The organism is Nonomuraea recticatena, from assembly GCF_039533245.1.
GTDB classification, from domain to species: Bacteria; Actinomycetota; Actinomycetes; order Streptosporangiales; family Streptosporangiaceae; genus Nonomuraea; species Nonomuraea roseola.
This window is the reverse complement of the sequence record NZ_BAAATE010000002.1, coordinates 156,772-168,966: the sequence shown is the minus strand read 5'-3', so window position 1 is coordinate 168,966 and position 12,195 is coordinate 156,772. Positions and strand designations below refer to the sequence as shown.

The following is a 12,195-nucleotide window of genomic DNA, read 5'->3' as shown; positions in this document are numbered from 1 at the left end:
AATCGGGCAGGATTAGTCGTCTTCACCGCGACACGCCGCAGGCGATCCCGCCGGATCCGCCGGAGAGGCCGTCGATTCCGGCCGAAAAACGCAGCTCCAATCGGGAGGATCGGGCCAGCGCGGCACTACTCTACGTAGCTAACTGATATCGCTACGTAGGGGGATGTCATGCTGCTCTGGGCCGCCGCGGTTCTCGCCGCCAGTGCCGCGGGAGGGCTGCAGGACGACGCCCGGGCCGCGGCCGCCGAGTACGGCGTTCCTGAGAGCGTGCTTCTGGGCGTCTCCTACCTGGAGTCGCGATGGGACTCCCACGGCGGCCGGCCGAGCGTGTCGGGAGGTTACGGCCCGATGCACCTGGTGGACGCGGCCGCCGTGCCGAAAGGCGGTCATCACCATGTCGGCGACCCGCGGGGAGACGGCGCGCGGCCGATGCGCATGACCGCTCCCCTGCCGCCCGCACGGCCCGCAGAGCAGACGCTGCAGCGGGCGGCGCGCCTGACCGGGCTGCCGCCCGACGTGCTGCGGCGCGACAGGGCCGCCAACCTCAGGGGCGGCGCCGCGCTCCTGGCCGACGAGCAGCGCAGGCTCGGCGCCCCGCTCAGCTCCGACCCCGTCGCCTGGCACGGCGCCCTCACCCGCTACGCCAACGCCGGCTTCGCCAACGAGGTGTTCGAGGTGCTGCGCGAGGGCGCGGGACGCAGGACCGACGACGGCTCGCTCGTGCGCCTGCCCGTCACCCCGGTGCCCGCCTTCAGGACGGACACCGGGGTGACGGGCACGGCGGCCGAGTGCCCCTCCGAGCTGGCCTGCGAGTGGATGCCCGCCGCCTACGAACGTCTCGGCAAGGGCGACTACGGCAACCACGACAGGCTCGGCTCCAAGCGGCGCGTCGACTACATCGTCATCCACGACACCGAGGGCACCTTCCGCGGCATCCCCACGCTGGTCAAGAACCCGAAGTACGTGAGCTGGCACTACACGATCCGCTCACGCGACGGCCACGTCGCCCAGCACGTCCGCACCAACGACGTGGCCTGGCACGCCGGCAACTGGGACGTCAACTCCCGCTCGATCGGCATCGAGCACGAGGGCTACCTGGCCAAGGGCGGCACCTGGTACACCGAGGCGATGTACCGCTCCTCGGCCGACCTGGTGCGCTACCTGGCGGACAAGTACGGCGTGCCGCTGGACAGGGCGCACATCATCGGCCACGACAACGTGCCGGGTACCACCGCCAAGACCGTGCCCGGCATGCACGAGGACCCGGGGCCCTACTGGGACTGGGCGCGCTTCTTCGCCCTCATGGACGCCCCCATCCAGGGCGACGGCGAGAGCGAAGGCGAGGGCGAGGGCACGTCGGTGATCATCAATCCCGACTACGCTACCCACCAGCCCACCTTCACCGGCTGCGTGAGCAAGACCTCCGCCAAGCTCTGCAAGCCGCAGGGGGCCGCCAGCGTCTGGCTGCACACCGAGCCCCGCTCCGACGCGGCCCTGGTCGACGACGCGGGCAAGCGCCCCGGCGCCGGCTCCACCTTCAGCGTCTACGACCACAGCGCCCGCGCCACCGCCGGACAGCGCTACGCCCTCGCGGGCACCAGCGGCGAGTGGACGGCCATCTGGTACCTCGGCCAGAAGGCGTGGTTCCAGAACCCGCCCTCCAGCCCCACCGCGGTCCGCGCGAACGGCCCGCTCGTCACGCCCATCACCGACAAGGTCAAGGTGTACGGCAGGGCCTACCCCGAGAGGTCGGCCTACCCCTCGGGCGTGCGCTACCAGGAGCACGCGCCGCTGCCCTACACCCTGCGCAAGGGCCAGTACTACTCCCTAGCCCAGACGCTGACGGGCTCCTATCTGGCGGCGGGCTCCTACAACCCCGCCAAGCACGTCACGGTGCGGGGGAAGCTGCGCTACCACCAGATCCAGCTGGGGCACAGGGTCATGTTCGTCAGGGCCGACGACGTCCGGGTGATCTCCTGAGAATCGCGCCTTCCATGCGCACACGCACTCCCGAGAGGCGATATTGTTTTCCCGTGGCCGGTGAGCACCTCGCCGGAACGCACGCGGAAGTGGCTCAGTGGTAGAGCATCACCTTGCCAAGGTGAGGGTCGCGGGTTCGAATCCCGTCTTCCGCTCGGAGACGATCTCCTGGTGGAGTGGCCGAGAGGCGAGGCAGCGGCCTGCAAAGCCGTCTACACGGGTTCAAATCCCGTCTCCACCTCGGTGCGTGACGCGGAACCTTCAGGATCCGCTAAAGTAGTGCGAGCGCCATGCGGAAGTGGCTCAGTGGTAGAGCATCACCTTGCCAAGGTGAGGGTCGCGGGTTCGAATCCCGTCTTCCGCTCTGAGTTTCACCAACTCAATACGGACGATTAGCTCAGCGGGAGAGCGCTTCCCTGACACGGAAGAGGTCACTGGTTCAATCCCAGTATCGTCCACCATCCCCGAACGCGGGTCAGAGACACGCTCTGACCCGCGTTTCGTCTTTCCGCGAGAAAACCGATCGCCCCCACCGGCCCGGCGATCTATCGTCGGACGCGTTCGTTCCCGAATCGAGGAGCCCACCATGGACCGCGACGAGATGTCCTTTTGAGCCCATCAGCAAGCGCCGCAGGGGGTTCCCTCTAGCGAGACCCACGTCAAGCGCGGCGACCGCCGCGTCGGTCTCGACACCGAGCTGATCGAGAAGCTCGGCGGCGGCGACCCGTGCCCGTGCGGCTCGGGGCGGCGCTTTCCGCCGTTGCTGCCGGGCCACCGGCCGCTACGACGACACCCTCGGCCACTACTACGTCCGCGACCGCCCCTCGTAGCCTCTCCGCCCGATTTTGTCGGACCTCTGGCTCACACTCCCATCAACAGCCTTGGGAGAGGGGAGCCGGACGCGATGGCACGCCGGAAGGGCAGGAGGCGTCAGCGGAAGGGGCGGGAGATCGATCTCGTCCTGTGGGGCGGCGGAGCGGTCGTCGCCGTGGCGGTGGCCAGAGCGCTGTTCGGCTTCGTCGGCGAGCACTGGCCGCTGTTCGCGGCGGCGGGGCTCGTGGCGGCGGTCGCCGCCGTCGCCTTCCCCCTGATCCGTGCCCGCAGGGTCGCCCAGCGGCAGCGGCAGTGGTTCGCCGACCATCTGGAACTGGCCCGCGTCGACGAGCTGTCGGGTTCCGACTTCGAGACGCTGACCGCCGAACTGCTGCGCAGGGACGGCTTCCGCCACGTCAGGGGGCTGGGCAGGGCCGGCGACATGGGGGTGGACATCACGGCCGTCGGCCCCGACGGACGGCGGTTCGCCTTCCAGTGCAAGCGCTACGCGAGGACGGTGGGCTCCCCCGAGGTGCGCAACTTCCTCGGCGCGCTCGCCCACACCTTCGCGGGGCACACCGGCGTCCTGGTCACCTCGGGCCGCCTGACCCGGCACGCCATGGCCGAGGCGAGCGCGGCGAAGCTGATCCTCGTCGAACGCGACCAGCTCGCGGGCTGGCTGCGGGGGGAGGTCCCGCCGGAGCTGCGGTAGTGCGGAGCCCGTCCGCACCGGGGCACCTCATGCTCGCGCTGGTCGGCCGGCCGGAGGCGGTGCGGCAGACGGTCACCGTCGCCTACTGATCGATCAAGGCGCGGAAGTCGCCGACGGCCAGGCCGGCGGCGCGCCGCATGGCGGCCACCACGCGTTCGGGCGGATCCTCCCGGCTCACGCTCACCGCCGCGGCCGCGGTCACGGCGCCCACGACGGAGCCGACCACCGCCGCGGCCGCGATGGGGTCGAGCGCCTCGGGATAGGCCCTGCGCAGGGCGTCGGCGATCAGCGCCTGCGCCTCCGCGAGACGTCGCAGCATCCGCGCCTGAAGGTCGGGCACCGACACGATGAGCTGGACGCGGCTGTAGGCGACTCCGCTGACCAGGTCGGTGTCTCCCGTGTGGGTGATCATCTGGTTGACCGCGCGCAGCAGCAGGTCCGTGAGGTGTTCGCCGGGCAGCGGCTGCTCGAAGACGCGCACGCCCAGCGTCACCCGCTCGGAGACCTCGGCCATGACCAGGTCCTCCTTGGCGGGGAAGTGGAGGAAGAAGGTCCTGACCGACACCTCGGCCGCGGCGGCGATCTGCGCGACGGTGGTCTGCTCGTAGCCCTGGCTCCTGAACAGCCCCATGGCCGCGGTGATCAACGCCTCGCGCGTGCGCCGCTTCTTGCGTTCGCGCAACCCCATGTCCTGACTCACGAGGAGCAGATTACTGCATCCCCTGAATCGCTACATTGACTGCATTAATACATTGAGTGTAGTCATAGAGGCATGGGAACTCTTGAAGGGCGTGTCGCCCTCATCACCGGAGCCGGGCGTGGGATCGGCAGAGAAGAAGCGCTGTTCTTCGCGAAGGAGGGCGCGAAGGTCGTGGTCAACGACCCGGGGGTGGAGATCGACGGGACGGGCGGAGACGGCGCGGTCGCCCACTCCGTGGTCGAGGAGATCGTCGCCGCGGGCGGGCAGGCCGTCGCCAACCTCGACGACGTCACCGACTGGCACGGCGCGGAGCGCATGGTCGCCACGGCGGTGGAGACCTTCGGCGACCTGCACGTGGTGGTCAACAACGCGGGCATCGAACGGGTGCGCAGCCTGGTCGCCACCTCGGAGGAGGAGTTCGACGCGGTCATCGCGGTGCACCTGAAGGGCAGCTTCGCCGTCAGCAGGTTCGCCGCCCGCCACTGGCGTGAGCAGTACGACCTCGGTGCCCGCGTCGACCGCTGCCTCGTCAACACCGCCTCGGGCTCGGGCCTGCTCAACCCGTTGCCGCTGCACACCTCCTACGCCGCCGCCAAGGCGGGCATCGCGGCCATGACCACCGTCCACGCGCTCGAACTGGGCGGCTACGGCGTCCGGGTCAACTGCTTGTCCCCCTCCATGGCGCGCACCCGGCTGACCATGGAGGTCCCCGGCATGAGCGAGAGGCCGGCGCCAGGCGCGTTCGACCCGTTCCACCCCGCCGCCAGCGCCCCGGTGGCCGCCTATCTCGCCGCGGCGGGCTGCCCGCTCACCGGGCAGGTGCTGACCGTCAGAGGCGGCGACGTCATGGTCAACAAGGGCTGGTCGCCTGGCCCGCGCGTGGCCAAGGAGGGGCTGTGGACGGTCGAGGAGCTCGCTGCGGAGTTGGAGCGCCTGCCGTACGACGACCCCTTCGACAGGCTGGCCCAGGCGCTGGGCGGGGCGCTCGGCGGCGAGGGGCGTGAGCGGATCCGCGCCATGATCGACGCCGCCCTCGCCGAGCACGGCTGACCGTGCCGGGCTAGCCGGCCTCCCACGGCGGGCCGATCTCCGAGAACAGGGCCAGCCCGTCGGCGCTCGAGGTCACCAGCTCGTCGACCCCCTGGACGACGCGACGCTCTCCGACCAGCACGGAGGGGATGGGCAGCGGGTCGCGAGCGGTCAGGATAGCGGCCATCACCTGGGTGAAGGCGCCGGTGCGGGCGAGCGGCACGAGCGGCTCCCCGCCCGAGAGGAGGTTCTCCAGCAGGTCGTCGCGACCGTAGGAGACGACAGGGCCCTCGCCCACGCGCACCTCGTCGCGGGTGTACCACAGCGTGATCCGGCCCCCCTCGCCGTGGACCGTGACGTACGGGTCGGCCTCACGCTCGGCGCAGAGCGTCACCGCGACCGTGACGACCGTGCCACCCGTGGTGCGGACCCGCAGGCTGGAGGTGTCGTCGGCGTCGATGGGGTGGGCGCGGAACAGCTCGGCCTCGACCTCGGCCACCTCGCCCAGCCGCTCGGAGCCCGCCAGGCACAGCGCGGTCGCGATGCCGTGCGCGAACGGGTTCGTGAGCGCTCCGTCGCCCGCCTCACGCCGCCCCGCCCACGCGGCCCGCTCGTAGTAGCCGGGCTCGCGCGACCAGGCTCCCGTCACGCTGATGCCCCTGACCTGGCCGACGGCGCCGTCGGCGACGAGGCGGGCGACGGCGCCCAACGCGTGCGAGCCGAGGCTCTGGAAGGCGACCTGACAGGTCAGGCCGCTCTCGGCGACCGCGTCGGAGAGGTTCTCGAACTCCTCGAGCGTGCGCACCGGCGGCTTCTCCAGCAGGACGTGGGAGCCGCGCGCCAGAGCGGTGCGGGCGAGGTCCGCGTGGGTGTGGATCGGGGTGGCGATGATCGTCACCTCCGCTCCGGTACGGCGCAGCAGCCAGTCGAGGTCGCTCGACTGCGGCACGCCGTCGAGATCGCCGTCGGCGTCCTCGAGAGGGACCAGGTCGCACACGCCCGCGAGCCGCAGGCCGAGACGGCGGATGTTCCGCAGGTGCCACCGGCCGAACCCATGTGCCCCTGCGAGGACGACGTTCATGGGCTGATCGTAAACCTTCCGGCGTTTTCACGTTTTAATCATCGGCATGAGATATGTCGATCCAGTCCACGAGGGCCCCACCGATCCCACCGTCGTATGGAACCCGTGGGCCCGGGCGTGGTGGATGTTCTACACCAGCCGCCGGGCCAACGTCCCCGGCCTGCCAGGGGTGTCATGGGTGCACGGCACCCCCGTCGGCATCGCCACCTCCGCCGACGGGTTCGCCTGGGATCACCTCGGCCACGCGGTGATCGACGTGCCGGAGCCGACGCTCTGGGCGCCGGAGGTGATCGTGCATGAAGGGCTGGGCCACATGTTCCTGACCGTGGTGCCCGGCGTCTTCACCGACTGGGAGGCGGACCGCTCGATCGTCCACCTGGTCAGCGACGACCTGCGCCACTGGCGCGAGCCCCGGAGGCTGGAGCTGTCCAGCTCCAGGGTGATCGACGCCTGCGTCCACCAGCTGGAGGACGGCACGTGGCGGCTCTGGTACAACGACGAGCCCTCGGGCAAGCAGACCTTCTTCGCCGACAGCCCCGATCTGCGCTCGTGGTCCGACCGGGGCCAGGCCGTCGGCGACCAGCCGGGCGAGGGCCCCAACGTCTTCAGGTGGCGCGGCAGCTACTGGATGGTCGTCGACGTCTGGGACGGCCTGGCCGTCTACCGCTCGGACGACGCGCTGACCTGGGCCAGGCAGCCGGGGACGATCCTGCGCGACGATCCGCGCGCCCACCACGCCGACGTGCTCGTCCGCGAAGGGCGCGCCCTCCTCTACTACTTCCCCCCGACGGGCGAGCGGACCAGCGCGGTGGGGGTCGCGGAGCTGGGCCTGCGCGACGGGCGCCTCACCACCTCTTGACAGGGTTGTGATCAAGCCAGAGGATCTGCTAAATCGTTTTAAAGAACGGAACCCCCCATGCGCCGAATCCGGGCAGTGACCACCGTGCTCGCCTTACTTTTGTTAACGCTAACACCACTGCAGGCGGCCGCCGCGCCGTCCGCCTACTCCTTCGACTTCGGCGCCGCGGGCAGCGCCGTACAGGCCGGTTACACGCGCGTCACCGACACGACCGCCTACAGCAGCGCGCAGGGCTACGGCTTCGCCGACCCCTCGGGGCTGTCCTCCACCGACCGGGGCACCGGCGACGCGCTGCGCTCCGACTTCGTGACCGCCACCGGCGCCACCTTCAGCGTGGACCTGCCCAACGGCGACTACACGGTCTCGCTCGTCGCGGGCGACGCGACCGAGGCGACCACCATCGCGATCTCCGCCGAGTCCATGGAGAAGGTCCAGGCGACGGCCAAGGCGGCGGGCGAGTACCTGGAGATGTCGTTCGGCATCGCCCTGGTGGACGGCAGGCTCGACCTGGTCTTCTCCGGCGCCGCGCCGAAGATCAACGCACTGGTCGTGACCCGCCAGGCCGAACGCGGCCCTGGCACCATCCCGACCGCCTACCTCGCCGGTGACTCCACCGTCCAGACCTACGACCCGTACTGGGCGCCCGAGGCGGGCTGGGGCCAGATGGTCGAGCGCTTCTTCGGCACCGGCGTCGGATTCGACAACCACGCCATCGGCGGCCGGAGCTCCAAGAACTTCATCACCCAGGGCAGGCTGGACACGATCCTGCGCCAGATCAGGCCTGGCGACTACTTCCTGGTGCAGTTCGGCCACAACGACGCGACGGTCAGCGTCCCCGACCGGTACGCCTCCCCCGCCGACTACAAGGAGTACCTGCGGGTCTACGTCAACGGCGCGCGGCAGCGCGGCGCGACGCCGATCCTGGTGACGCCCGTCTCCCGGCTGGACCACAACCCGGCCACCGGCGCGTTCAACGTCTCCTTCCCCGACCACGTGGCGAAGATGAAGGAGCTCGCCGCCGAGGAGGACGTCGCCCTGGTCGACCTGTCGGCGCTCAGCCGCGCCTACCTCGACTCCATCGGGCCTGAGGCGGCCAGGTCGGTGTTCCTGCACACCCCCGCGGGCGTGTACACCGCGTGGCCGAACGGCTCGGCCGACAACACGCACTTCCAGGAGTACGGCGCCATCCAGATGGCGCGCCTGGTCGCGGGCGCGGTCAAGGGCCTCGGGCTGCCGCTGTCCGCCTTGGTGAAGGAGGTCGAGCCGCCCGCCGCCGTACCCGCCAAGCCGACCGGCCTGGTCGCGGGCGGCATCTCCAACTCCGGCGCCGTGCTGAAGTGGGACGCCGCGGTGACCGCCGACATCTACCAGGTCTTCCGCAAGGGGATCGACGGCGCCTGGACGCTCGCCACGACGGCGACGATCCCCCAGACCGCGCTCTCGGGCCTGGCCGAGGGCCGTTCCTACGACTTCCGCGTGGTGGCGGTGAACGGACGCGGCGACTCCGAGCCGTCCGACCCCGTGACGGTCACCACGCGTCAGGCCAAGTACCGCTACGACTTCGGCCCTGCCACCTCGCCGGTCGCGGCCGGGTACACGCAGGTCACCCGCGCCACCCTCTACACGGCCGAGCTCGGCCACGGTCTCACCGACGCCACCGGAATGATCGACAGGGACAGGGGCGCGGGCCTGGACGACGTGGGCAGGGACTTCCTCGCCTACTTCAACGGCCGCTACGAGTTCAAGGTGGACCTGCCCAACGGGTTGTACGGGCTGAACGTGCACGTCGGCGACCTGCTGGGCTCGGTGCGCACCAACGTCTCGGCCGAGGGAGGCACGGCCGTCGCGCTCTCTGCCAACAGGAACGTCACGACCAGGGCCGTCACCGGCGTGAAGGTCACCGACGGCCAGCTGAACGTGGTGATCACCGGCGCGACGGGCCATCTCAACGGACTGGAGATCACGCCGGTCCTGACCGCGCCCACCGGGTTGACGGCCGGAGCCGTCACCTTCGAGGCGACCTCCGCCAGCGTCCCGCTGACCTGGCAGGAGGTCGACGGCGCGGCCGCCTACAACGTGTACAGGGCCGAGGAGGGCGACGCCTCCCCCACCCTGCTGAAGAAGGTGCGGGACGCCTCCCACACCGACGCCACCGCGCGGATCGGCGGCGTCTACACCTACACGGTGACCGCGCTCGACCCGACAGGCGAGGAGTCCGTGCCCTCCGCGACCGCGAGCGTCGCGACCGTGGACGGCACGACGCCGCCGCCCGGCACGCCGCAGGGCCTGCGGACGGGCAGGGTCGCCAAGAACAGCGTGGCGCTGCGCTGGCGAGCGGTGCCTGACGCGCTGCTGTACCGGGTCTACCGGGCGGAGAAGGAGGCGGGCCCCTACACCGGGATCGGGACGACCGAGCGGGCCTCCTTCAACGACGACGGCGTGCTGACGACGATCCCCTTCCACTACCGGGTCGCGGCGGTGAACAGGGGCGGCGTGTCCGAGCGGTCGGCGGTCGTCGCCTCGCGGGCGGTCACCAGGCTGAAGCGGCAGATGGAGCGCCTGGACCGGGCTCCGGTCGCCGTTGCCACCGGAGCCGGCGTCTACGTCGGCTGGCGGCTGCTCGGGCTGGACGAGGACGACCAGGTCTTCGACGTCTGGCGCGACGGCAGGAAGATCAGCAGCGTCAGGGGCGCCACCAACGTCCTCGACCCGCAGGGCGGTGCGCGCTCGCGCTACCGGGTGACGGCAGGCGACGGCGAGTCCACCGCCGAGTTCGGCGTGTGGAGCGCGCAGTACAGGGACCTCCCGCTGGACAGGCCCGCCGACGACTACACCAAGGACGGCCAGCCCCACTCCTACACCGCGGGCGACGCCTCCGTCGGCGACCTCGACGGGGACGGTCGCCACGAGGTGGTCCTGGTCTGGAACCCGACCAACGCCAAGGACAATTCGCAGTCCGGCTACACGGGCCTGGTGTACGTCGACGCCTACACCCTCGAAGGCAGGAGGCTCTGGCGCGTCTCGCTCGGCAGGAACATCCGCGCGGGCGCCCACTACACCCAGCTCGTGGTCTACGACCTGGACGGCGACGGCAGGGCCGAGGTGCTCATGAAGACCGCCGACGGCACGGTCGACGCCTCGGGCAAGGCCGTCGGCAACCCCAGCAAGGACCACCGCAACTCCAGCGGCTACGTGCTGTCGGGTCCCGAGTACCTCACGGCCTTCGAGGGCGCGACGGGCAGGGCCGTCGACACGATCGACTACGTCCCCGCCCGCGGTGACGTGGCCTCATGGGGTGACGGCTACGGCAACAGGGTCGACCGCTTCCTCGCCGCCGTCGCCTACCTGGACGGCGAGCGCCCTTCCGCCGTCTTCACCCGCGGTTACTACACCAGGAGCGTCCTGGCCGCCTTCGACTTCGACGGCGAGAAGCTGAAGCGGCGCTGGGTGTTCGACTCGGCCTCGGTGGGTCCGCAGTGGGCGGGCCAGGGCAACCACAACCTGTCCGTGGCCGACGTGGACGGCGACCAGAAGGACGAGATCGTCTTCGGCTCCATGACGGTCGACGACGACGGCGAGGGCCTCTACAGCACCCGCCTCGGCCACGGCGACGCGCTCCACGTCAGCGACCTCGATCCGGGCAGGCCAGGACTCGAGGCGTTCGCCGCGCACGAGGACATGGGCAGCAGCGGCGGTCGCGGCGCGACCTTCAGGGACGCGGCCACGGGCCAGGTGCTGTGGGGGATGCCCGCCACGAGGGACACCGGGCGCGCCGCCGCGGGCGACATCGACCCGCGCCATCCGGGCGCGGAGGGCTGGGCGGTCACCACGACGGGCGAGTGGAACGCCCGCGAGGGCGAGCTGCGCTCCTCGGCCGGTGAGCTGATCGGGCAGGCCATCCCGCCGGCGAACTTCCTCGCCTGGTGGGACGGCGACCCGCTGCGCGAGATCGTCGACCACGACTACGACCCGGCCAGGGGCGTGGGCGTCGGCGTGATCAGCAAGTGGGACTGGACGAGCGGCACGCCGAAACCGCTGCTCGAAGCGGAGGGCACCGCCTCGAACAACTCCACCAAGGGCACCCCCGCCCTCCAGGCTGACCTGTACGGAGACTGGCGGGAGGAGATCGTCTGGCGCACCGAGGACAGCTCCGCGCTGCGCATCCACACCACGGTCGACCTGACCGACGTGCGGCTGCGCACGCTGATGCACGACCCGGTCTACCGGCTCGGAGTGGCCTGGCAGAACATCGGCTACAACCAGCCGCCGCACCCCGGCTTCTTCATCGGCGCGGGCATGACCACGCCCGCGGCGCCGCGCATCCGCTACACGCGAGCACCCTGACCCGACCGGAGGGGACGGCTTCCGCTCAGGGAGCCGTTCCCTCCAGCGCGGTTGGCCGCGCCCGAGATGAGCTCATCTGTGAGTGACTGTTGCCGCGGGGGCGGCGCTGTTGCACGATCAGGTCACCGCCATGATCAGGCCGACAGCCCCCACTCGCCGCCTGGTCGTCGCGGTCACCTGCCCCGGCGTGCTCCTGGAGGAGTCGGCATGGACCTCACGGACGACGCTCGTCCTCCTCACGCCTCCGTCCTCGACGCCGACGTGGCCGTCCGCGGGAACCTGCGGATCACCCGCCTGGGCGAACCGCAGGGACTCAGGATCGAGGGCGACCTCGACCACACCACCCTGCCCGCCCTGAGGCGGGCGCTGACGTCGCTCGTCCCCGGCGACATCGACATCGACCTGAAGGGCCTGACCTTCATCGACGTCGGCGGGCTGCGCGCCCTGGTCACCGCCGCCGCCCTGCTCGACGACGGGCACGTGATGACCCTGTGGTCGGCGCCGCCTCAGGTGGAGCGCCTGCTCCTGCTCACCCGCTGGCACGAGAGGTCCCAGCCGCGGCTGGTCCTCCGTTCCCCCGCCATCGCCCCAGGTGATCGGGCTTGCTGGGATCGGCTGTTTCCCTCTGGCCGCCCATCGCGTTGACTGAGCAGTGATCAGGGGCGCATCTCGCGTCG

8 protein-coding genes and 4 tRNA genes are annotated in these 12,195 nt (G+C 70.9%); 10 read left to right on the top strand and 2 right to left on the bottom strand.

Translation table 11 applies throughout. From position 1 onward, the window contains the following. Window positions 1-168: 168 nt before the first annotated feature. From ABFX50_RS04085 to ABFX50_RS04060, 6 genes are all read left to right on the top strand, one after another. Window positions 169-1,980: an N-acetylmuramoyl-L-alanine amidase gene (locus ABFX50_RS04085; protein ID WP_346143316.1), complete on the top strand. Its 1,812-nt coding sequence runs from the start codon at window positions 169-171 to the stop codon at window positions 1,978-1,980. Between the two features lie 83 nt (window positions 1,981-2,063). Beyond that, window positions 2,064-2,135 (top strand) — tRNA-Gly (locus ABFX50_RS04080). Window positions 2,136-2,150: 15 nt separating this feature from the next. Then, window positions 2,151-2,221, top strand: a tRNA-Cys gene (locus tag ABFX50_RS04075). 51 nt (window positions 2,222-2,272) lie between these two features. Beyond that, window positions 2,273-2,344, top strand: a tRNA-Gly gene (locus ABFX50_RS04070). 22 nt (window positions 2,345-2,366) lie between these two features. Continuing rightward, window positions 2,367-2,441 (top strand) — tRNA-Val (locus ABFX50_RS04065). 443 nt (window positions 2,442-2,884) lie between these two features. Further along, a complete protein-coding gene (locus tag ABFX50_RS04060) occupies window positions 2,885-3,505 on the top strand; it encodes a restriction endonuclease (protein WP_346143314.1) in 621 nt (206 codons plus the stop codon). Window positions 3,506-3,587: 82 nt separating this feature from the next. On the opposite strand, the gene ABFX50_RS04055 is transcribed toward ABFX50_RS04060, so the two are convergent. Further along, window positions 3,588-4,205, bottom strand: a complete 618-nt coding sequence (locus ABFX50_RS04055; protein ID WP_346143312.1) for a TetR/AcrR family transcriptional regulator — start codon at window positions 4,203-4,205, stop codon at window positions 3,588-3,590. A gap of 72 nt (window positions 4,206-4,277) precedes the next feature. On the opposite strand from ABFX50_RS04055, the gene ABFX50_RS04050 reads away from it, so the two are divergent. After that, window positions 4,278-5,255, top strand: a complete 978-nt coding sequence (locus tag ABFX50_RS04050) for an SDR family NAD(P)-dependent oxidoreductase (protein ID WP_346143311.1) — start codon at window positions 4,278-4,280, stop codon at window positions 5,253-5,255. A gap of 10 nt (window positions 5,256-5,265) precedes the next feature. On the opposite strand, the gene ABFX50_RS04045 is transcribed toward ABFX50_RS04050, so the two are convergent. Then, on the bottom strand, window positions 5,266-6,315 hold the full coding sequence (locus ABFX50_RS04045; RefSeq protein WP_346143309.1) for a Gfo/Idh/MocA family protein: 1,050 nt from the start codon (window positions 6,313-6,315) through the stop codon (window positions 5,266-5,268). A 46-nt stretch (window positions 6,316-6,361) separates the two neighbouring features. Here ABFX50_RS04045 and ABFX50_RS04040 point away from each other — a divergent pair, with 46 nt between their 5' ends. The 3 genes from ABFX50_RS04040 (at window position 6,362) to ABFX50_RS04030 (ending at window position 12,163) form a co-directional block, all read left to right on the top strand. Further along, window positions 6,362-7,174: a glycoside hydrolase family protein gene (locus ABFX50_RS04040; RefSeq protein WP_346143307.1), complete on the top strand. Its 813-nt coding sequence runs from the start codon at window positions 6,362-6,364 to the stop codon at window positions 7,172-7,174. Window positions 7,175-7,231: 57 nt separating this feature from the next. Next, on the top strand, window positions 7,232-11,518 hold the full coding sequence (locus tag ABFX50_RS04035) for a rhamnogalacturonan lyase family protein (RefSeq protein WP_346143305.1): 4,287 nt from the start codon (window positions 7,232-7,234) through the stop codon (window positions 11,516-11,518). 207 nt (window positions 11,519-11,725) lie between these two features. After that, a complete protein-coding gene (locus tag ABFX50_RS04030) occupies window positions 11,726-12,163 on the top strand; it encodes an STAS domain-containing protein (RefSeq protein WP_346143303.1) in 438 nt (145 codons plus the stop codon). Window positions 12,164-12,195: the final 32 nt, after the last annotated feature.

Coding starts and splice junctions, on each gene's coding strand:
- ABFX50_RS04050 (WP_346143311.1), top strand. CDS start 4,278: ATGGGAACTCTTGAAGGGCGTGTCGCCCTCATCACCGGAGCCGGGCGT.
- ABFX50_RS04060 (WP_346143314.1), top strand. CDS start 2,885: ATGGCACGCCGGAAGGGCAGGAGGCGTCAGCGGAAGGGGCGGGAGATC.
- ABFX50_RS04085 (WP_346143316.1), top strand. CDS start 169: ATGCTGCTCTGGGCCGCCGCGGTTCTCGCCGCCAGTGCCGCGGGAGGG.
- ABFX50_RS04030 (WP_346143303.1), top strand. CDS start 11,726: ATGGACCTCACGGACGACGCTCGTCCTCCTCACGCCTCCGTCCTCGAC.
- ABFX50_RS04040 (WP_346143307.1), top strand. CDS start 6,362: ATGAGATATGTCGATCCAGTCCACGAGGGCCCCACCGATCCCACCGTC.
- ABFX50_RS04045 (WP_346143309.1), bottom strand. CDS start 6,315: ATGAACGTCGTCCTCGCAGGGGCACATGGGTTCGGCCGGTGGCACCTG.
- ABFX50_RS04035 (WP_346143305.1), top strand. CDS start 7,232: ATGCGCCGAATCCGGGCAGTGACCACCGTGCTCGCCTTACTTTTGTTA.